Source organism: Methylorubrum sp. SL192 (genome assembly GCF_026672325.1).
GTDB lineage: Bacteria > Pseudomonadota > Alphaproteobacteria > Rhizobiales > Beijerinckiaceae > Methylobacterium > Methylobacterium extorquens.
Map to the genome: position 1 here is coordinate 4,902,863 of NZ_JAPPQV010000003.1, position 21,466 is coordinate 4,924,328.

The following is a 21,466-nucleotide window of genomic DNA, read 5'->3' on the forward strand; positions in this document are numbered from 1 at the left end:
TCGAGCGACCGGCGCGGAAGGCTCTGGACGGACCTTCGCGTAGGGCCACAGCAGGATTCCGGATGTTTCGCAGACGACAAGAGCCGCCGTCTCCGCCGCCCGCTTCCGAGGAGCCGTCGCTGCCGAACCGGCCTTCGCCGCGCAGCCCGAGCGAGGCCATCAAGCCCACCGTCGCCCCGGCGCCGCCCGAGAAGCCTGAGCGCCGCCGCGGCGGCCTGCTCGCCACCATCAGCGGGTTCCTCACCCTCGGCGTCGTCCTCGCGCTCGGCGCCCTGATCGGCCTGACCCTGCTCAATCGCCAGACATCCGAGCCGGGGCCGCTCTCCGCCGACAAGGTCGTGGTGATTCCCAGCCGCAGCGGCACCTCGGAGATTGCCAGCATCCTCGCCCGTGAGGGCGTGATCGATCATCCGAGCCTGTTCGAGATGTCCGCCCGATTCGGCGGCAAGGGGCCGCTCAAGCATGGCGAGTACATGTTCAAGGCCCATTCGAGCGTGAAGGACACGATCGAGACCCTGACCAACGGGCGTCAGGTTCAACACGCCATCACCTTCCCCGAGGGCCTGACCTCGGAGCAGATCGTGGCCCGGCTCGGGGACAACGACATCCTCTCGGGCGAGATCTCCGAGACGCCGCCCGAGGGCTCGCTTCTCCCCGACACCTACAAGTTCGAGCGCGGCGCCACCCGCCAGCAGATCCTCAACCTGATGCGCTCCAAGCAGCGCGAGGTGCTGAACCAGATCTGGCAGCGCCGCAGCCCCGAGGTGCCGGTCAAGACGCCGGCCGAGATGGTGACGCTGGCCTCCATCGTCGAGAAAGAGACCGGCCGGGCCGACGAGCGTCCGCGGGTCGCGGGCGTGTTCGTCAACCGGCTGCAGAAGCGGATGAAGCTGCAATCCGATCCGACCATCGTCTACGGGCTGGTCGGCGGGCGCGGCACCCTCGGGCGCGGCATCATGCGCTCGGAGATCGAGCGGGCGACCCCCTACAACACCTACGTGATCGAGGGCCTGCCGCCCGGCCCGATCGCCAATCCCGGCCGTGCGGCTCTGGAGGCGGTCGCCAACCCGTCGCGGACCAAGGATCTGTTCTTCGTCGCCGACGGCACCGGCGGCCACGCCTTCGCCGACACGCTGGAGGGTCACCAGCGCAACGTCACCCGCTGGCGGCAGGTCGAGCGGTCCCGCCAGCAATCGCAGCCGGCCGATCCGGGCGCGGTCGACAAGGTCGATCCGAACACCGCCGAGCCCAATGCCGGCCAACCCGGCGCCGCTCCCGGCCGCGCCTCGGCCTACGCGCCGGGCTCGAACTCGGCCTTCGCGATCGACGGCGCCAGCGATGGCGGTGCGGGCGGCCCGCGTCCGAAGGCCTTCGACGCCTCCGAGGGCACCCGGCTCGATCCTCTGCGCAACAAGACCTACGACCTCGGCTCACCGAAGACGGTGCCGGCACTCCGCAACCCGTAAAGGCAAAGACGGTCCGTCGCCGGTTCGGCTTATGGGTCGTTCGCCGCTTCGACGGATCGGGTCCGAAGGCTCCCGCTGCCCAAGGCGGCGACATCGAGCTGGTCGAGGGAAGTCACGACGAGGTCGGCGCCGGCCGCCCGCAGCAGGGCCTCGTCGCCGAGGCGGGCGATACCGAGGCTGGCCATCCCGCCGGCCTGCGCCGCCCGGATGCCCGCTGGCGCGTCCTCCACGACGAGGCATTCGGCTGGCGGCACGTTCACGGCTTTAGCGGCGAGCTGAAACAGGGCCGGGTCGGGCTTGCCGCGCGGCACGTCGCGCCCGCTGACATCCGCATCGAACAGCGACCGCAGCGTGCGCCCGTCGGGCAGGGTCACGCGGGCCAGCGTCGCGTCGGCGTTCTTCGAGGACGAGGCGAGCACGATGCGCAACCCGGCATCCCGCAGCGCGAACGCGAGGCGAATCGCGTCCGGGAAGGCCACAAAGCGGTCCTCGGCGATCAGGCGTTCGATCACGGCCTGCTTCCTCTCAGCAAACGCAGCGGCATGGGCGGCCGCCTCGGCGTCGCCGAGACGCTCCAGCGTGGCCCGCGCGCCCTCCAGGCGCGGCTTCCCCGCGACATGGGCTTGATAGAACGCTGTGGTGAAGCCGGCCGGGTCGGCGAATCCCGCCAGGGCCTCGCGCCACGCCTGCTCGTGGGGCGAATCCACCAGCACGCCATCGACGTCAAAGATCACCGCGCTCAGCATCCGGGGCACAGCATCACGGTTGGGCGGCATGGTCGTCCCCGGCCGGCCTGCGGATCGCTTTCGTGACCGAAGGCTCCGCTTCCGACAGACGGACCCCCTCCTCGCTGTGCCAGAGGGTCAAGCCGTCGCCCGCCAGCAGGCTGTAGGTGGCGGAGGCGTGGCTCAACGCGACCCGGATCGTCTGGCCGCGCACCGTCAGGGTGAAGCTCAGCCGCGTCCAGGCATCGGGCAGGCACGGATTGAAGGTGATGCGCCCGCCCGTGTCGCGCATCCCGGCAAAGCCGTAGACCAAAGCGAGCCACGTGCCGCCCATGGCCGCGATGTGAGCGCCGTGCATCATGTTTCCGCCGATGTCGGAGATGTCCATCGCTAAGGCGAAGTTGAAGTAATGGAACGCCTTCTCCCGCAGGCCGATCTCGTTGGCGACGATGCTCTGAATGCAGACGGACAGAGACGAGTCGTGGGTGGTCAGCGGGTCGTAATACGCGAAATTCCGTTGCTTGGCCTCGGGCGTGAACTGCCCGCTCAGCAGGAACATGGCCATGACCATATCGGCCTGCTTGATCACCTGCGCGCGGTAGAGGTTCAGCGGATGGTAGTGCAGTAGAAGCGGGTAATGATCCTCCGGCGTCCCGGCGAAATCCCACTTCTCCAATTCGAGAAACGTGTCGTCCTGCGGGTGGACCTTCAGCGCCTCATCGTAAGGGAGGTACATCCGCTCGGCCGCCTGATCCCAGGCATCGGGTTCGTCCGGATCGAGGCCGGTGCGACGCACGAGGGCATCGAAGCTACCGGGGTGGTCGCGCTCCAGCATCCGCACGGTTTGGGCGGCGTAGCGCATGTTTTCCCGGGCCATCAGGTTCGTGAAGCAGTTGTTGTTGACGAGCGCCGTGTATTCGTCCGGCCCCGTCACCCCGTGGATGCAGAAGCGGCCGCCCATCCGCTCGGAGAAGAACCCGAGATCGCACCACAGACGCGCGGTCTCGACGAGGATCTCGGCGCCGTAGCGGCACAGGAAATCCACGTCCCCGCTCACCTCCACATATTTGCGAAGCGCGTAAGCGATGTCGGCGTTGATGTGATACTGCGCCGTCCCCGCAGCGTAATAGGCGGAAGCCTCGCGCCCGTTGATGGTCCGCCATGGGAAGGTCGCGCCGCGTTGCCCGAGTTCCCGGGCCCGGTCGCGGGCGCAGTCGAGCATGTCGTAGCGGACCTTGAGCAGGCTCCGCGCCATCGGCGGATTCGTATAGATCAGGAACGGCAGAACGTAGATGTCGGTGTCCCAGAAGTAATGTCCCTCATAGGTCCGCCCGGTCAGTCCGCGGGCGGCGATGCCATGGCCTTCCGCCCGCTCCGAGGCCTGCATCAACTGAAACAGGTTCCAGCGGATCGCCTGCTGTATGCGTCGGCTGGCCGACTCCACCGTCACGTCGGCCCGCTCCCAGAAGCGGTCCATGTCACGCCTTTGGCGCGCGACGATCGAGGAGATGCCGCTCTCGACCGCGTGGTCCAGCGTCCACGCCACCTGGGAGCGGATCTGCTCGGGCGCCACGCTGCCGGAGTAATGGTAGCTCAGGTATTTCTGGATGCGGATCACCCCGCCGGGGGCGAGAACGCCGCGTAGGACGACCGTGGCGAGATCGTCGTCGCAGGCGGCCCGCACGGCGAGGGGGCAATCGGCCGTGACGACGTGGTCCATGCCGCAGCCGAGCACCAGCCCCGAACTGCCGGTGCGATAGCTGAGGATCGAGCGCAGCGCCTCCGACTGCGTTCCGGTCGGATGCAGGACACGCCCGACGAACCCTTCCGCCAAGCGGGGATCGCTGGTGTCGGTGGCCAGGGGCTGATCGTTCCGCAACTCGGACGCGATCACCACCGCCACCTCGGCGTTCTCAGCCGTGAGTTCGTAGGTGATCGCCGCGAGATGGCGATGCGCGAAGGAGACGAGGCGGAGCGTACGCAGAGTCAGGCGCTTGCCCGCAGGCGTCACCCACGACACGTCCCGGCTCAAAGTGCCGGCCCTGAAGTCGAGGACCCGGCGATACGAGAGGATCTCGGCCTCTGGGAGGGTGAAGGGCTCGTCATCAACGGAAAGCTTCAGAACCGTCCCGTCGGGACAGTTCAGGATGCTCTGCCCGACGGTCGGAAAGCCGTAGGCGCGCTCGCCGTAGACGATGGGGCGATACTCGTAGAAGCCGTTGAGATAGGTGCCCGGCTCACGGACCGGCATTCCCTCGTCGGTGACCCCGCGCATCCCGAGATAGCCGTTCGACAGGGCGAACATCGTCTCCGCCTGCCCGGTGAGTTCGCGCGCCATCCGGCCATCGTAGCGGACGGCCTCGACCGCCCAGGGGTTCGGGGGAAACATGTCGGTGGGTGGAATGAGGCGCGGGCGCAGCATCGGTCGTCCGTTCGCTCCGTTTCGGGGGATGTCGCCGCCGCGCCATCGTTTGCGCGCCGATGGCCGGCGTCATCGGCCTCGACCCGGGGCCGGATGCAGCGGGATGGCGTCAGCCGTGATCTCCAGGGGCACAGCGACGGCGTCAGGTGCTCTCGCGTCGTGACCGATCACCCTCGGACTGGTCGATGTGATCAAACCTCTGTTGTCGCGTTTTCTTGCCTGCTGAAGCGGTCTCCACTTCGGCTCAGCGCGGGAGTACCTGTTGAAGTGGCGAGACAAGGGTTGTGCGAAACGATTGCTGATTTCGTTGACAAATAACCTGTCGGAATACGAACTGAACGCCCCTGTCCGGCTCGAGCACGGCAGTGACAAAGCTTGCGCAACAGCCGAGGTAGAAACCGTTGCGCTTTTGCAAATGCAGGCTGCGCGACGTCGGTTCCCGCACCCGACAGCAGTCGCGACAGATTTCAGCCCGTCATCGTAGCAAATCTACGCAACCAGACCGATTTGTCCGTGTTGAACGACAGGTGCACGGGCCTTCCATGCATGAGATTTCAGTTATTGATCAAATGTTATCGGGACAAGTTGGCAATCCTTCTACAGCCATGCTCTCGATAGAAGTCCAAGATCATCATTTGCTCGCTTCGGAAGAGTTTTTATTCCTTCGGCAAGGTCGGGCCGGCAGCGGCTCGCCCGATTGGATGCACGGTCGATAGAGGGAAGAGGTTGGATGCGATCCTGGATCTCGCGGCCCGTACAACTCGACCAAAACCGTTCGCGACGCATTGCGAGGAGGCCGTCGATCGCCACGGACGTAGCTCCGCCTTCTCCTGACGCGGCTCCGGCGTGGAATTGAGATGCGCGACAGCATCCTCGTCGTGAATGCGGGCAGCTCGTCGATCAAGTTCAAGCTGTACCGCATCGAGGGCGCCGATCTCGCGCCGAGCCTAAGCGGGGGGATGAGCGGGATCGGCAGCACGCCCTCGCTGAAGGTGACGGACGGGAGCGGCGCCCTCTTGGAGGACCGCCGCTTCGAGGCTGGCGAGGTGCCCGATGCCTCAGCGGCCCAGCACCATCTCGCCGATTGGCTCGTGCACCATCTGGGCGACACGACGATCGTCGCGGTCGGGCACCGGGTGGTCCATGGCGGAGCGGACTTCGCGGAGCCGGTGCTGATCGATGACGCCGTGTTGCGCCGGCTCGAAACCTTCATCCCGCTGGCGCCGCTCCACCAGCTCGGCAACCTCGATCCGATCCGTGTGCTACGGCAGCGCCGGCCCGATCTGCCGCAGGTTGCCTGTTTCGACACCAGCTTCCATCGCGGCCATCCGGAATTGTCCGATCGGTTCGCCCTCCCCCGCTTCCTCTATGACGAGGGCGTCCGGCGCTACGGCTTCCACGGCCTGTCCTACGAATACGTCGCCGGGCGCCTGAGGGAGATCGCCCCTGAGGTGGCGGACGGGCGCGTGGTGATCGCCCATCTCGGCTCCGGGGCCTCGCTCTGTGCGCTGAAGGACGGCCGAAGCCAGGAAACCACCATGAGCTTCACTGCTCTCGACGGCGTGCCGATGGGAACGCGCTGCGGTGCGCTCGATCCCGGCGTCGTGCTGCATCTCATCGAGCATCGGGGCATGACGCCGGCCGAGGTCGAGCATCGGGGCATGACGCCGGCCGAGGTCGGGCACATGCTCTATTACGAGAGCGGGCTGCTCGGCCTGTCCGGCCTCAGCAACGACGTGCGGACGCTGCTGGCGAGCGACCGGCCCGAGGCCGCCCTGGCGGTCGACTTCTTCTGCCGGCGCGTCGCCCAGGCGGCTGCCGCCCTCGCCGTGACGCTCGGCGGCCTCGACGCCTTCGTTTTCACGGCCGGGATCGGCGAGAACGCACCCGAAATCCGGCGGCGCATCATCGCCGATGTGAGTTGGGCCGGTTTGATCCTGAGCAATGACGCCAACGGTTCGGGCGTCGCAAGACTCGATGCATCGGGAAGCCGGGCGCAGATCTGGGTCATCCCGACCGACGAAGAACTTATGATCGCGAAACACACGATGCGTCTGCTGGATCGAATCGCGTCAGGGACGAGGGCATGAGGCGGACGAGGCCGGGCCCCAGGGCGCGCGGGGCCCTGCTTGCGATCCTGCTCGCCACCGGTTTCGCCGTCGCGGCGCCACCGCCGTCCTTCGCGCAATCGCGCCTGAAGCAGTTGATCGACCGTCTGCGTGGCCAGAAGATGCCGGACGGCATCGCCAAGTCGAACGGGCGCATCGAGGCGACGCAGGTCGATGTCGCCGCGAAATATGCGGGCCGAATCGCGAAGCTCCTCGTCAAGGAGGGCGACGAGGTGAGCGCGGGGCAGGTCGTCGCCACGATCTCCTCGCCCGAGACCGAGGCGCAGTTGCGCGGCGCCCAGTCCCAGGTGCTGCGGGCCAAGAAGAGCCTCGCCGAGGCCGTCGCCCTGATCGCCCAGCGCAACAGCGACCTCACCTTCGCCGACGCCGACTACAGCCGCGGCAAGGAGCTGGTCGGCAAGGGCTACATGGCCAAGCAGATCTTCGACCAGCGCAAGGCCAAGGCCGAGGCGGCCAAGGCGGCGCTCGACGCCGCCAAGGCGCAGGAGGATCAGGCCAAGTTCGCCGTGCAGAGCGCCGAAGCCGACGTGCAGCGGCTGGAGGCCATGCTGGTCGATCTCGTGCTGCGGGCGCCCCGCGACGGGCGGGTGCAGTACCGGCTGGCGCGGGAGGGTGAGGTGGTGGGCGCCGGCACCCGCATCCTGACGCTGCTCGACCTCTCGGACGTCTACATGACGATCTACCTGCCGGCGTCGCAGGCCGGGCCGCTGGCGCTGAACGACGAGGCCCGCATCATCCTCGATCCGGTTCCGCAATACGTCGTGCCGGCGACGATCAGCTTCGTGGCTGCCGACGCGCAGTTCACGCCCAAAAGCGTCGAGACCGAGGAAGAGCGCGAGAAGCTGACCTTCCGCATCAAGCTCCAGATCGATCCGCAGGTGCTGAAGACCTACCGCAAGCGGGTGAAGACCGGCGTGCGCGGCATCGGGTTCGTGCGCATCAAGGGCAACGTCGCGTGGCCGCCCGACCTCGCCGTGAAGCTGCCGTGAGGCTGGCATGACCGACGCGGCCGAGATCGCCCGGCTCGACCATGTCTCGCACCGCTACGGCCGGACGGTCGCGCTCGACGACGTGTCGCTCGGCCTGCCGGCCGGGCGCATGGTGGGGGTGATCGGGCCGGACGGCGTCGGCAAATCGACCCTGCTCGCCCTCGTCGCCGGGGTGCGCCGGATCCAAACCGGCCAGGTTCTGGCGCTCGGCGGCGATATGGCGGAGCGACGCCACCGCGCGGCGCAGGGCGCGCGCATCGCCTACATGCCCCAGGGACTGGGCCGCAATCTCTACCCGACGCTCAGCGTCTTCGAGAACATCGACTTCCACGGCCGGCTGTTCGGACAGGGACAGCGCGAGCGGCGCGCCCGCATCACCGACCTTCTCACCGCGACCGGCCTCGAACCCTTCGAGGCGCGGCCCGCCGGAAAGCTCTCCGGCGGGATGAAGCAGAAGCTCAGCCTCTGCTGCGCCCTCATCCACGATCCCGACCTGTTGATCCTCGACGAGCCGACCACCGGCGTGGACCCGCTCTCGCGGGGTCAGTTCTGGGACCTGATCGGCTCGATCCGGGCGCGCCGGCCCGGCATGAGCGTCGTCGTCGCCACCGCCTACATGGACGAGGCCTCGCGCTTCGAGTGGCTGGTGGCGATGGATGACGGAAAGGTCATCGCGAGCGGCAGCCCCGCCGAGCTGCTCGAACGCACCGCCAAGCCCGACATGGAGGCGGCCTTCATCGCGCTGCTGCCGCCCGAGAAGCAGGCGCAGCACAAAGCCGTGGTGCTGCGGCCCCGCCCGCCGGGGCTCGACGCGGAGCCGGCGATCGAGGCCGAGCACCTGACGCGGCGCTTCGGCAGCTTCACCGCCGTCGACGATGTCAGCTTCCGCATCGGCCGCGGCGAGATCTTCGGCTTCCTCGGCTCGAACGGCTGCGGCAAGTCCACGACGATGAAGATGCTCACCGGCCTCCTGCCGGCCACGGAGGGCACCGCGCGGCTGTTCGGCCGGCCCGTCGGCAGCAACGACATGGAGACCCGGCGCAACGTGGGCTACATGTCGCAGGCCTTCTCGCTCTACAGCGAGCTGACGGTGCTGCAGAACCTCGAGCTGCACGCCCAGCTCTACCAACTGCCGCCGCACGACCGGCCGGTGCGGATCCGGGAGCTGCTCGACCGCTACGAGCTGGAACCCGTCAAGGACGCGCGGCCCGACAGCCTGCCGCTCGGCATCAAGCAGCGGCTGCAGCTCGCGGTGGCCGTGCTGCACCGGCCGGCCATGCTGATCCTCGACGAGCCGACCTCGGGCGTCGATCCCATCGCCCGCGACGCCTTCTGGCGCACCCTGATCGACCTCTCGCGAGACGAGGGCGTCACTATCTTCCTCTCTACCCACTTCATGAACGAGGCTGAGCGCTGCGACCGCATCTCGCTCATGCATGCCGGCCGGGTGCTGGCTGTCGGCACGCCGGCCGACCTCGTGAGCGAGCGCGGCAGCGCCTCGCTGGAGGATTGCTTCATCGGCTATCTCGCCGAGGCCGCCGGCATCGACCGGGAGGAACCGGCCGGGCCGCCAGCGGATCTCCCCGCCTCCGCCGCTCGGCCCGCGCCGCACCGCCACCTGTTCGATCCGCGCCGGCTCTGGGCCTATGCGAGGCGCGAGACGATGGAGTTGCTGCGCGATCCCATCCGCATCGCCTTCGCCTTCATCGGCCCGATGCTGCTGTTGGTTGCCTTCGGCTACGGCATCTCGTTCGATGTCGAGAACCTGCGCTTCTCCGCCTTTGATCAGGACAACAGCCCGGAGAGCCGGCAGCTCACCGAGGCCTTCACCAGTTCGCGCTACTTCAGTGAACAGGCGCCGATCCGCTCCGCGACCGAACTCGACGAGCGCTTCCGCAGCGGCACCGTGCAGATCGCCCTGGAGATCCCGCCCCGGTTCGGCCTCGACCTTCAGTCCGGCCGGGTGCCGGAAGTCGCCGTCTGGCTCGATGGGGCGATGCCGTTCCGGGCCGAGACCAGCCGGGGCTACGTCACCTCACTGGCGAGCCAGTACGCTCAGCAATTGGTGATCGAGCGCACGGGCGCCGCGGCAACGGGCAAGACCGTGAGCGTCGAGACGCGCTTCCGCTACAACCAGGCCTTTCGCAGCGTCAACGCCATGGTGCCGAGCGTGATGATGCTGCTGCTCATCCTGATCCCCGCCATCATGTCGGCCATCGCGGTGGTGCGCGAGAAGGAGACGGGATCGATCGCCAATTTCCGCTCGACGCCGGTGACCAAGTTCGAGTTCCTGGTCGGCAAGCAACTTCCCTATATCGGCATCGCGATGATCAGCTTCCTGCTGCTGGTCCTCGTCGCGCTGATCGTGTTCGACGTTCCGGTGAAGGGCTCGTTCATCGCCCTGGCGCTCGGCACGCTGTTTTACGTTTCGGCCACCACCGGGTTCGGCCAGTTCATCTCGACCTTCATGAAGACCCAGGTCGCGGCGGTTTTCGCCACCGCGCTCCTGTCGATCATCCCGGCGGTCAACTTTTCCGGGCTCCTGGTCCCGATTTCCTCGCTCTCGGGCAGCGCGCGGATCATCGGGCTCTCGCTTCCCCCGGCATGGTACCAGCCGGTCACGGCAGGCGCCTTCACCAAAGGCCTGCCCTTCATCGAACTCGCGCACAATATCGCGGTGCTGGCGGGCTTCGCGTTCCTGTTCCTCGTCCTGTCGCAACTGCTCCTGCGCAAGCAGGAGGCGTGACATGGCCGCTCCCGTCCAGGCCCCTGCCCAAGTCCCCGCCCCGGCCCAGGTCCCCGCCCCCGCGCCGCTCGGCTTCGGCACGCATGTGGCCAACGTGTTCCGCCTCATCGTCAAAGAGCTGCGCAGCATCCGGGCCGATCCGGTGATGCTGTTCCTCGTCGTCTACGCCTTCTCCTTCGCCATCGTCTCCGTCGCTTCCGGCGCCTCGACCGAAGTGCGCAACGTGAGCATCGGCGTGGTCGACGAGGATCACTCCGACCTCTCGCGGCAGATCGTGAGCGCCTTCAACCCGCCGCTGTTCAAGGACGTCGTTCTGATCGGTCCCGCAGAGGTCGATCCCGCCATGGATACCGGCCGGCTGGTCTTCGTGATCGATCTGCCGCCGCGCCTGCAGCGGGACGTGCTGTCCGGCCACCCGACCTCGATCGAACTCGACGTCGATGCCACGGCCATGACCCAGGCCGGCAACGGCTCGGTCTACATCCAGACCATCATCACCCAGGAGATCGCCGCCTTCGCCGCCCGCAGCGAACTCAACGATACGGCACCGGTGCGGGTGGTGACGCGGGCCAAGTTCAACCCGAACCTCCAGACGAGCTGGTTCACCTCGGTGATGCAGGTGATCAACAACATCACGCTGCTGACGGTGATCCTCACCGGGGCGGCGCTGATCCGCGAGCGCGAACAGGGCACGGTGGAGCACCTGCTGGTGATGCCGCTGGTACCGGTCGAGATCATGCTCGCCAAGGTCATCGCCAACGGGATGGTGATCCTCGTGGCGGCGGGATTCTCGCTGCTCATCGTGGTCGAGTGGTGGCTCGGCGTACCGATCGCCGGCTCCATCGCCCTGTTCCTGTTCGGGGCGGGCCTCTACGCCCTCGCCGTGGCAGCTTTGGGCATCCTGCTCGGCACCATCGCCACCTCCATGGGACAGTTCGGCCTGCTGGTGATCCCGGTGCTGCTGCTGATGCAGCTTCTCTCCGGCAGCAGCACGCCGATGGAGAGCATGCCGGTCTGGCTGCAATATCTCGTGCAGACCGTGAGCCCGACGCCGCACTTCGTCGCCCTCGCCCAGGCCGTGCTCTACCGCGGCGCGGACCTTTCCATCGTCTGGCCGCAGCTCCTCGCCCTCGCGGCCCTGGGCAGCGTCTACTTCGCCTTCGCCCTCGCCCGCTTCCGCCGCGTGATCTTCGGAGACTGAGCGCCGACACGCCCTCCCCGCGTTCCGGCGGCCATCCGAGAGGCCGCCCGATCCTGCCCCGCCCGCCAGGAGATACTTCGTGACCGAGCCAACCAACCCGCAAGGACGGACCGCGCCATCCTCTGCCACCCTCGGCGGCGAGGAACTCGCCCTGATCGACCGCTATTGGCAGGCGGCGAACTATCTCTCGGTCGGCCAGATCTACCTGCTCGACAATCCGTTGCTGCGCGAGCCGCTTCAGCCGCAGCACATCAAGTCACGGCTTCTCGGCCATTGGGGCACGACACCGGGGCTAAACTTCATCTACGTCCACCTCAACCGGCTGATCAAAGCGCGTGATCTCGACGCGATCTACATCTGCGGGCCGGGCCATGGCGGTCCCGGCATCGTCGCCAACACCTACCTCGAAGGCACCTACAGCGAGGTCTATCCCGACATCGCCCAGGATACGGAGGGCATGCGCCGGCTGTTCCGGCAGTTCTCGTTTCCCGGCGGCATCCCGAGCCACGTCGCGCCCGAGACCCCCGGCTCGATCCACGAGGGCGGCGAACTCGGCTACGCCATCGTCCACGCCTTCGGCGCGGTGTTCGACAATCCCGACCTGATCGCCGCCTGCGTGATCGGTGACGGCGAGGCCGAGACCGGGCCGCTCGCCGCCTCGTGGCAGTCCAACAAGTTCCTGAGCCCGGTCACCGACGGCGCGGTGCTGCCAATCCTCCACCTCAACGGCTACAAAATCGCCAACCCGACCGTGCTCGGCTGGATGCGGGACGACGAGTTGGAGTCCCTGTTCACCGGCTTCGGTTACGAGCCCTACTTCGTCGAGGGCGACCAGCCCGAGCCCATGCACCGGGCGATGGCCGAGGCGCTCGACCGCGCGGTGGCGCGCATCAAGGACATCCAGGCCGAAGCACGGGGCGGCGGCATGGGCTTCCGGCGCCCGCGCTGGCCGATGATCGTGCTGCGCAGCCCCAAGGGCTGGACTGGACCAAAAACCGTGGACGGCAAGCGGGTGGAGGGCTTCTGGCGCGCGCACCAAGTGCCCGTGGGCAACGCCCGCACCGATGACGGCCACCGCCAGATCCTCGAAGACTGGATGCGGAGCTATCGCCCCGAAACCCTGTTCGACGAGACCGGCCGCCTGCGCCCCGAACTCGCCGCCCTGGCACCCAAGGGCAACCGGCGCATGAGCGCCAACCCCCACGCCAATGGCGGTCTGCTACGCCGGGAGCTGCGCTGTCCCCGGTGGCAGGACTTCGCCCTCACGGTGTCGAAGCCCGGCGCCGAAATCGGCGAGGCGACCCGCACGCTCGGGCGGTATCTGCGCGACGTGATCCGGCTCAACGCCGAGGCGCGCAACTTCCGCATCATGGGGCCGGACGAGACCGCCTCGAACCGGCTCGACGCGGTGTTCGAGGCGACCGACCGCGTCTGGATCGAGAATATCGAGCCCTACGACGTCAGCCTCGCCCACGAGGGCCGGGTGATGGAGGTTCTGAGCGAGCATCTCTGCCAGGGCTGGCTCGAAGGCTACCTGCTCACCGGCCGCCACGGCCTGTTCTCCTGCTACGAGGCGTTCATCCACATCGTCGATTCGATGTTCAACCAGCACGCCAAGTGGCTGAAGGTGTCGCGCGAACTCGGCTGGCGCCGACCGATCTCTTCGCTCAACTACCTCCTGACCTCCCATGTCTGGCGCCAGGACCATAACGGCTTCAGCCACCAGGATCCCGGCTTCATCGACCTCGTCGCCAACAAGAAGTCGGACATCGTCCGGGTCTACCTGCCGCCGGACGCCAACACCCTGCTCTGGGTCGCCGACCACTGCCTCAAGACCTACGACCGCATCAACGTGATCGTGGCCGGCAAGCAGCCGCAGCCGCAATGGCTCAGCGCGCACGAGGCCGGTCTCCATTGCGAGGCGGGCATCGGCATCTGGTCCTGGGCCGGGACGGACGAGACCGGGCTCGAACCGGATGTCGTGATGGCCTGCGCCGGCGACGTGCCGACGCTCGAAACCCTGGCCGCCGTCGATCTCTTGAAGCAGGCCGTTCCCGGCCTTCGCATCCGGGTCGTCAACGTGGTCGACCTGATGACCCTGCAATCGAACAGGGATCACCCGCACGGGCTGACGGACGCCGCATTCGACAGCCTCTTCGCCCGCGATAAGCCGGTGATCTTCGCCTATCACGGCTATCCCTATCTCATTCACCGGCTGACCTATTCCCGGACCAACCACGCCAACATGCATGTGCGCGGCTTCATCGAGGAGGGCACCACGACGACGCCGTTCGACATGGTGGTGCTGAACGAGCTCGACCGCTTCCACCTCGCCATCGAAGCAATCGACCGGGTGCCGGGGCTGGTGACGCGGGCGGCAGGAGCCAAGCAGGCGTTCCGAGACCGCCTGACTGCGCACAAGCTCTATATCCGCGAGCACGGTGAGGACATGCCCGAGATCCAGGGCTGGAAATGGCCCTACGAGACGCGCCAGGAAACCGGAACCCCGCACTGAGCGGCGCCGCTCGCTCGCGGTCGGCGGGCTTGCGTCGATGCGCCCTGCGGGGTCTATCCGGTTCCTGTCCACGGATGGCGCCGTGCGGCAGGCTGGCGGGCGCGGGGACAGACTCGAGGGCGCATGGACACGCAACAGGCCGGCCGCGTGCTGATCGCCGGAGGCGGCATCGCCGGTCTCGCCGTCAGGCGCGCCCTGCACCAGCAGGGCATCCCCTCGCTCACGCTGGAACGGCGCGGCGTACAGGCGGATGCGGGATTGGCGATCAATCTGCCGGGCAATGCGGTGCATGCGCTGAGCCGGTTCGGCTTGCTCGATGCACTCCGTGCGGTCGGCGCGCCCGTGCGGCGTCGCGAATACCGAACCGAGCGCGGACGCCTCCTCTTCGCGGTGGACGAGACCGCGTTCTGGGGCACGGAGACGGGGCCGCATTGCCTGCGCCGCGCCGACCTGCTGCACCTGTTGCAGGGCGATCTCCCTCCGGGCGATATCCGCCGGGGGGTCGAGATCGCCGCCGTTCGCCAGGGGCCGCAGGACGTCACGGCTGAACTCGCCGATGGCTCGACGGAGAGCGGCGGTCTGCTCGTGGGGGCGGATGGGGTTCACTCGGCGGTCCGCCGCAGCCTGTTCGGGGAACAGGCCCTCGGGTCGGCGATGCTTGCAACCCAGAGCTGGCGCTTCATGACGCCCAATCCCGGCGTCGAGGCCTGGACGCTGTGGGCCGGGGCCGGTGCCTTGTTCCTGCTCATCCCGGTCGATCGCGGCGAGGCCTATGGCTGGGCCTCGGTGAGCGCAGGGCGGGAGCGTCGCTCCGATCCGGCCGCGATCCGCGGCGCGTTCGCGCCCTTTCCCCGGCTGGTGCGCGACACGCTCGATGCGGTCCTGTCGCAACCGGATGCGGTCTATCACTCGCCGCTGGAAGAGGTTCGCATCCCGGCCTGGACCCGCGACCGCGTCGTCCTGCTGGGCGATGCAGCCCACGCCACCGCACCGGTCTGGGCCCAAGGCGCGGCGCTCGCCCTGGAGGATGCACAGGTTCTGGCCCGCCTGCTGGCGGAGCGGGCGGATTGGGATCGCGTCGGGCCGGACTACGAATGGCTGCGGCGCCCCCGCGTCGCGCATGTCCAAAGCATGACCGATCGTCTGTCGCGCACGGCGCGGATGCCGGATTGGGCGAGGAACGTTCTGCTCCCCGTCGTCGGCCCGCGCAGCTACCGCGCCACCTATGGCCCGCTCCGCACGCCGACGGGCTGAGGCCGGATCGCGGCAAAGCCGAAGCCGTCAGTTCCGACAGGGGCGGAACGGCTTCGGCGATGGATCGGGGAGGAAGGTTGGAGCGGGTACCGGGAATCGAACCCGGGTATTCAGCTTGGAAGGCTGCTGCTCTACCATTGAGCTACACCCGCCGAACGCAACTCACGCCGAGCACCGGTTTCCCGGAACCTTCCGCACAGGGCGGCGTGGCGAGCGGCATTGCAGCGGGGCCATAGCATGCCTCGGCCTCTTTGAGAAGCGCGAAGCGGGATCTCGCCCCGACGCGGAAGCTGTGCGAGGGAGGGGGGACGACCGGGCAAGTCCTCCCGGTTCAGGCTCATTCGTCGGATCCGCCGCCGTTGTTTCCTCGCCGTAAACCCGCCCCTCCCACGGCCACCGGACAGGACGGCGTGTCGGCTGCATCGTCATCCGTGCGCCTCGACATCCGCGGTGTGAGCCGGCGCTACGGCCGGATGCTGGCGCTCGACGACGTCTCGCTTTCGCTGTCGGCGGGCGAGATCCTGGCGGTTCTCGGTGATTCCGGGTGCGGGAAGAGCACGCTGCTGCGGCTGGTCGCCGGGCTCGATGAACCCGATGCTGGCGAAATTCACATCGACGGCCGGCGCATCGCCGGTCGCGGCGGCGGCGAACCGCCCGAGACCCGCGGCGTCGGCCTGATGTTTCAGGATTACGCCCTGTTTCCCCACCTCACCGTGCTGGCCAATGTTCGGTTCGGCCTGAGCCATTTGCCGGGCGCGCGGGCGCGGACCGTGGCGCGGGAGCGCCTCGCCGAGGTCGGTCTGGCGGGCCGTGAGACAAGCTACCCGGCGACGCTGTCCGGCGGCGAGGCTCAGCGGGTGGCGCTGGCGCGGGCGCTCGCACCGCGTCCCCGGGTGCTGCTCCTCGACGAGCCGTTCTCGAACCTCGATGCCGGCACCCGAGAGCGGGTTCGTGCCGACACGCTCGCCGTTCTGCGTCAGGACGGCATCAGCGCCATCCTCGTGACCCACGACGCCGCCGAGGCCGTCGAGTTCGCCGACCGCATCGCCCTGATGCGGAAGGGCCAGTTGATCCAGTGCGACACCGCCGAAGCCTTGTATCGCGCGCCCGTGAGCCCCTTCGCCGCGAGGGCGCTCGGTGACGTCGTGACGGTGGCGGGCCTCGCCTCCGGCGGCCGTCTGGCGACGCCGCTGGGAACGGTCGCCCTGCCCTCCTCCGGGCCCGACGGAGCCGTGCAGGTCTGCCTGCGGCCGGAGGCGATCCGCATCGTGCCGCGCGGCGAAGGCGTGCCGGGCCGGGTGCTGCGCCGCAACTTTGCCGGCGGGAGCACCCGCATCGACGTTGAGATTCCGGGGCTCGACGAGCCCCTGCGCCTCACCGCGGCGCAGGAGGATCATGTGGATGACAGGATCGAGCTGGGGCTCGTCGAAGGCAGGATCCTCGTCTTCACCGAATGCGAATCCGCTTGAGACGTCAATTTTATCTAGAATAAGTATAAATCATCAGACTTGTCCGGTTCCCTGCCCGTCTATAACACCCGGCGAGCATCATCGATGCTTGGGGGGAATAGAATGTTGCGGCTGCGGCGCTTCGGTTGTTTCGTAGGTTTCAGCCTTGCCTTTGCTCTGGCCGGCCAGGCCGAGAGTGCTGAGGTGAACCTCTATACGACCCGCGAGCCGGGCCTGATCCGGCCTCTCCTCGACGCCTACACCGCCAAGAGCGGCGTGACGGTGAACACCGTCTTTGTCGAGAAGGGCTTGGCCGAGCGCGTCGCGGCGGAAGGCGCCCGCGGCAACGCCGACGTGGTCATGACGGTCGATATCGGCAACTTGATCGAACTGCTCGACCGCGACCTGGCTCAGCCGGTCCGCTCCGCGGTTCTGGAGGCAGCCGTACCGGCGCCGCTCCGCGACGGGGACGGGCGCTGGTACGCCCTCTCCATGCGCGCCCGCGTGCTCTACGCCGACAAGGCGCTCTCCGACCTGAACGCCGCGACCTACGAATCGCTGACCGATCCAAAGTGGCGGGGCAAGATCTGCCTCCGGTCGGGCCAGCATCCCTACAACACGGCCCTCATCGCCGCCTTCCTCGTGCGCCACGGCGCGGAGAAGACCGAGGAGTGGCTTCGTGGCGTCAAGGCCAACCTTGCCCGCAAGGCGGCCGGGGGCGACCGGGACGTGGCGCGCGACATCGCCGCCGACCTTTGCGAAATCGGGCTCGCCAACTCCTACTATGTCGGGCTGATGCGCTCGGGCCGCGGGGGTCCGGATCAGCAGAAATGGGGCGAGGCGATCAAGGTCGTGCTGCCGACCTTCGAGGGCGGCGGCACCCACGTGAACGTTTCGGGCGCCGTGGTCGCCAAGCACGCGCCGCATCGCGAGGAAGCGGTCAAGCTGCTGGAATACCTCGTCTCCGACGAGGCGCAGGCGCTCTACGCCAAGGCCGACTTCGAGTATCCGGTGAAAGCCGGCGTCGCGGCCGATCCGATGCTGCAGGCGCTCGGCCCGCTCAGCTTCGATACGACGCCGCTCGTCGAGATCGCCCGCAACCGCAAGGCGGCGAGCCTGCTCGCGGACAAGGTCGGCTTCGACAACTGACCGCTCTCAAGCATCACTGGTCCGTTCCCGGCGGCCGGCCGACAGAACGCCGAGGGGACGGATCGCAGGATCATCGATGACGCCCGCTCGTGGCTTCCTCTACGCGGCGGCGGCGCTGCTGGCCGCCGTCCTCCTGGCGCCGGTCGCCTCGCTCGCGATCGCGGCGGCCGACGGGTCCGGCGAGTTGTGGCCGCATCTTGCGGCCTATGTGCTGCCGCAGGCGATCCGCGAGACGGGCTTGCTTCTCGCCGGTGTCGGAATCCTGGTGATCGGGCTCGGCACCGGAACGGCGTGGCTCGTCTCGGCCTTCGCCTTTCCCGGCCGTCGGCTGCTCGACGCGGCCCTGCTGCTGCCGCTCGCGGTGCCGACCTACGTGGTGGCCTATGCCTATCTCGATCTGATGCACCCGCTCGGTCCGTTGCAGAGCGGACTGCGCGGGCTGCTCGGCCTGTCGAGCCCACGCGACCTGTCCTTTCCCGATCTGCGCTCACTGCCCGGCTGCATTCTGCTCCTCGGCTTCGTCCTCTACCCCTACGTCTACCTGCCGACGCGGGCGCTGTTCCTGATGCGGGCGGGGACGCTGCTGGAGGCCGCGCGGATGCTCGGCGCCGGACCGGCGCGGACCTTCTTCCGGGTGGCGCTGCCGCTGGCTCGGCCCGCCATCGCCCTCGGCACCGGTCTCGCACTGATGGAGGCGCTCAACGATGTCGGCGCGGCCGAGTTCCTGGGGGTCCGCACCCTCACGGTGCAGGTCTACGCGACCTGGGTGAACCGCTCGGACCTGCCCGGTGCTGCGCAGATCGCCCTGGTGATGCTGGCCGGCGTCGTCGGTCTCGTCGCGCTCGAGCGGCTCGCTCGCGGCGGAAGGGGCTATGCCGGTTCGGGCCATCGCGACCGGCCGACCGCGCGTCGGCCGCTGTCGGGATGGCGGGCGGGTCTCGCTCTCGGTCTCGGCCTCACTCCCGTGCTGCTCGGCTTCGGCCTGCCCGCGGGTTATCTCGCATGGGCCGTCTGGCAGAGACTAAACCGGATGGGGCTGCCGGACACCCTCGCCGCGCAGGCCCTCAACACCGTGCTCTACGCGGGCGCCGCGACCCTGGTCACGGTCGCGGTGGGGCTGCTGGTGGCTGCCTCCCCGCATCTCCTGGGGCGACGTAGCGGACTGGCACTGATCCGGGCCGCCGGTCTCGGCTACGCGATGCCGGGCACGGTGCTGGCCGTGGGGCTCCTCGCCCCGCTCGCGCTGCTTGATACCGGGCTGACCAACCTGGCCGGCGCCGGGCTCGGCTGGGCACCGGCCGTCGGCCTCGGCACGGGCGCAGCGCTGGTCATCGCCTATACGCTCCGCTTCCTGACCATTCCCGTCGGCGCGACGGAAGCAGGTCTCGCGCGCATCCCCTCGACCCTTCCCGACGCGGCGCGGATGCTGGGACGCGGGCGCTTCGGCACACTCCTCGCGGTGCAATTGCCGCTGGCATGGCCCGCCGTCCTGAGCGGGGCGCTGCTCGCCTTCGTGGATATGGCGAAGGAATTACCGGTGACGTTGCTTCTGCGTCCGCTCAACGTCGAGACGCTGAGCACGCACCTCTACGGCGAAGCCGCTCGCGGCACCTACGAGGACGGTGCCGCGAGCGCGCTGTTGATCGTGATGACGGGTCTGATCCCCGTTGCCTTGCTGCTGCGCCTCAACCGGGATGCCGGGCTGCGGCCGAGCCGGTCGGACGCCTGACCGGGTCTTACATGCCGCCAAGCAGCACGTTCATCGAGCCGACGAAGGTCATCACGAGGCCGCAGGCGAACACGGCGATCATGGCGTAGGAGACGGGCTTCAGTTGCATGCTCGGTCAACTCCTTACGGTCGGTGGCTCCCACCTGCGGCGTCGGCCCCGCATGGTCGCGGAATGGCCAACGTCCCGGCAGGCGGAGGGAGAGGCAGAAACCGGGCCATTCAGGCCCAGTCATTACCATCAACGACAGAAACGCTCAGTCATTCCGTCGAGAGAGCAAGAAAAATGCGACGAGACGATGAAGCGCATCTCGAATCGCGAAGATGTGAGGCCGTTATGGCCAATATTGTCGATAAAGTTCCACTGGAAATGTCGACTTGCACGATATCACAGTCTCGTGGCGCCGGGATTCGGCGCCCCGGGCTCAGCAGCGCGTACCACCAGACGTCTGGCCATATTGCTTGACCGGGAAGTTCTGCTGGTTCGCATTGCCCTCGGCCGCCGAGCTCATCGGGCAGGCGGTGTGCGCGGGGCTGTCGTGGACACCGAGCGAACCCGTGACCTCTACGTCGGCGGCTGTGGCCGGGCGGGCGTTCCGGTCGAAGGCCATCACGGAAGAGGCCGGAGCGGTCACGCCGATGATGACGGCGGCAACGACGGCGGCAAGACGGGTCTTCATGTGATTTTCACTTTCTCTTGTTCGGCGCTTTCTCTTGAAAGCGCAGTCTCGTCCTCTGGTGTTACTGATATAGGCGACAGAACTTGAGCATGACGTGCCGAGGCACACGCACCGTCCGGGATTAAACTCGAGCCGCGGTTTGCCCCGCGGCGCGTCGCACGGAACCCGGTTGCCGGACGCCACGAAGCGGGCTGCGCCCCACTGCGGACGCGCTTCGGCGAGGCCGCGCCCGACCTCACTCAAGCAAGCGTTATCGTGCGTCCTGTCGTGCCTGAGCGCGGCGCGTCAGCGCCGGTTCGACAGGCGGGGATTGGTCTCGGCCGGGCCGGGAAGCGCCCTGCGTTCGAGCCCCTTGTGGAGATGGACCATCAGCGCCACGCCGAAGAGCGGCGTCACGAGGTTGACGATCGGCACGATCATCAGACCGGCGAGCAGGCAGCCGGCCGCGATCACCGTGAAGCCGTAATGCTCGCGCATCGCCCGCGCCTCCGGAAGGGAACGGAAACGGCCGGCGGCCAGCTCGAAATATTCGCGGCCGAGGAGGTAAGCGTTGGCGCCGAAGAAGGCGACGAGGTTCACCCCCGGCACGAAGACGAGAATCAGCGCCACGAAGTTCACGAGCAGGGCGAGGCCGGCGAAGCGGAAAGCCGACCCGAGCGCCTGCCCCCACGGCAGGGCACGCCCCGGCGTGTCGGCGGGAAAATCGCTGTGCTCGACCACTTCGGCGACGTCGTCGAGGAAGAAGCCGGCCACGAGGATCGACACCGCGGGCATGATGTAGGCCAGAGCCACGAACAGCCCGGCACCGGCCAGGAAGAAGGCCAGGGTGTCGAGGAACGGGTAGTCGGCCGAGATGTGGTGGCTCGCCTGGAAGGCCTGGATCAGGCGCGTCAGTCCGAACCACACGACCACCAGCAGCCCGATCGTGAGCGCCAGCGATTTGAACAGGATGCCGCGCAGGGCGGGGGAGAATACCTGCCGCATAGCGGCGGCAGCGGCCTTGATGAGCATCGCGC

The 21,466-nt window shown here is 68.0% G+C and carries 14 protein-coding genes and 1 tRNA gene; 10 read left to right on the top strand and 5 right to left on the bottom strand.

Translation table 11 applies throughout. The features are described from left to right. The first annotated feature begins 62 nt into the window (after nucleotides 1-62). On the top strand, nucleotides 63-1,466 hold the full coding sequence (gene mltG / locus OVA30_RS23815; protein WP_015821010.1) for an endolytic transglycosylase MltG: 1,404 nt from the start codon (nucleotides 63-65) through the stop codon (nucleotides 1,464-1,466). Nucleotides 1,467-1,495: 29 nt separating this feature from the next. Here the strand turns inward: mltG and OVA30_RS23820 are convergent, their stop codons facing one another. Both OVA30_RS23820 and OVA30_RS23825 read right to left on the bottom strand, forming a co-directional pair. Beyond that, nucleotides 1,496-2,242, bottom strand: coding sequence for an HAD family hydrolase (locus OVA30_RS23820; RefSeq protein WP_268177199.1), 747 nt, complete (start codon nucleotides 2,240-2,242; stop codon nucleotides 1,496-1,498). After that, complete coding sequence (locus tag OVA30_RS23825; protein WP_268177200.1) at nucleotides 2,226-4,613, bottom strand: glycoside hydrolase family 65 protein; 2,388 nt, start codon at nucleotides 4,611-4,613, stop codon at nucleotides 2,226-2,228. Before OVA30_RS23825 ends, OVA30_RS23820 begins: the two co-directional genes overlap by 17 nt. A gap of 857 nt (nucleotides 4,614-5,470) precedes the next feature. Here OVA30_RS23825 and OVA30_RS23830 point away from each other — a divergent pair. The 6 genes from OVA30_RS23830 to OVA30_RS23855 all read left to right on the top strand — a co-directional run bounded on the left by OVA30_RS23830 (nucleotide 5,471) and on the right by OVA30_RS23855 (nucleotide 15,447). Beyond that, on the top strand, nucleotides 5,471-6,703 hold the full coding sequence (locus OVA30_RS23830) for an acetate/propionate family kinase (protein WP_268177201.1): 1,233 nt from the start codon (nucleotides 5,471-5,473) through the stop codon (nucleotides 6,701-6,703). Beyond that, entirely contained in the window at nucleotides 6,700-7,731 is a 1,032-nt protein-coding gene (locus tag OVA30_RS23835; RefSeq protein ID WP_268177202.1) for an HlyD family secretion protein, read from the top strand. Before OVA30_RS23830 ends, OVA30_RS23835 begins: the two co-directional genes overlap by 4 nt. Before the next feature lie 7 nt (nucleotides 7,732-7,738). Continuing rightward, nucleotides 7,739-10,477, top strand: coding sequence for a ribosome-associated ATPase/putative transporter RbbA (gene rbbA / locus OVA30_RS23840; protein WP_268177203.1), 2,739 nt, complete (start codon nucleotides 7,739-7,741; stop codon nucleotides 10,475-10,477). 1 nt (nucleotide 10,478) lies between these two features. Next, the gene (locus OVA30_RS23845; RefSeq protein WP_268177204.1) at nucleotides 10,479-11,678 is read left to right on the top strand and encodes an ABC transporter permease; all 1,200 of its coding nucleotides are present in this window, start codon (nucleotides 10,479-10,481) and stop codon (nucleotides 11,676-11,678) included. 79 nt (nucleotides 11,679-11,757) lie between these two features. Next, entirely contained in the window at nucleotides 11,758-14,193 is a 2,436-nt protein-coding gene (locus tag OVA30_RS23850) for a phosphoketolase family protein (RefSeq protein WP_268177205.1), read from the top strand. Between the two features lie 123 nt (nucleotides 14,194-14,316). Further along, nucleotides 14,317-15,447: an FAD-dependent oxidoreductase gene (locus OVA30_RS23855; RefSeq protein WP_268177206.1), complete on the top strand. Its 1,131-nt coding sequence runs from the start codon at nucleotides 14,317-14,319 to the stop codon at nucleotides 15,445-15,447. Between the two features lie 78 nt (nucleotides 15,448-15,525). Here OVA30_RS23855 and OVA30_RS23860 read toward each other — a convergent pair. Further along, nucleotides 15,526-15,599: transfer RNA gene (locus OVA30_RS23860), tRNA-Gly, on the bottom strand. 258 nt (nucleotides 15,600-15,857) lie between these two features. Here OVA30_RS23860 and OVA30_RS23865 point away from each other — a divergent pair. The 3 genes from OVA30_RS23865 (at nucleotide 15,858) to OVA30_RS23875 (ending at nucleotide 19,773) form a co-directional block, all read left to right on the top strand. Further along, nucleotides 15,858-16,916, top strand: a complete 1,059-nt coding sequence (locus OVA30_RS23865; protein WP_003602159.1) for an ABC transporter ATP-binding protein — start codon at nucleotides 15,858-15,860, stop codon at nucleotides 16,914-16,916. 102 nt (nucleotides 16,917-17,018) lie between these two features. Next, nucleotides 17,019-18,044, top strand: a complete 1,026-nt coding sequence (locus tag OVA30_RS23870) for an extracellular solute-binding protein (protein WP_268177207.1) — start codon at nucleotides 17,019-17,021, stop codon at nucleotides 18,042-18,044. 76 nt (nucleotides 18,045-18,120) lie between these two features. Then, nucleotides 18,121-19,773, top strand: coding sequence for an ABC transporter permease (locus tag OVA30_RS23875; protein ID WP_268177208.1), 1,653 nt, complete (start codon nucleotides 18,121-18,123; stop codon nucleotides 19,771-19,773). Between the two features lie 422 nt (nucleotides 19,774-20,195). On the opposite strand, the gene OVA30_RS23880 is transcribed toward OVA30_RS23875, so the two are convergent. Together OVA30_RS23880 and OVA30_RS23885 are read right to left on the bottom strand one after the other, a co-directional pair. Further along, nucleotides 20,196-20,450, bottom strand: a complete 255-nt coding sequence (locus tag OVA30_RS23880) for a hypothetical protein (RefSeq protein ID WP_056460048.1) — start codon at nucleotides 20,448-20,450, stop codon at nucleotides 20,196-20,198. A gap of 285 nt (nucleotides 20,451-20,735) precedes the next feature. After that, a complete protein-coding gene (locus tag OVA30_RS23885) occupies nucleotides 20,736-21,461 on the bottom strand; it encodes a sulfate transporter family protein (RefSeq protein ID WP_003602164.1) in 726 nt (241 codons plus the stop codon). Nucleotides 21,462-21,466: the final 5 nt, after the last annotated feature.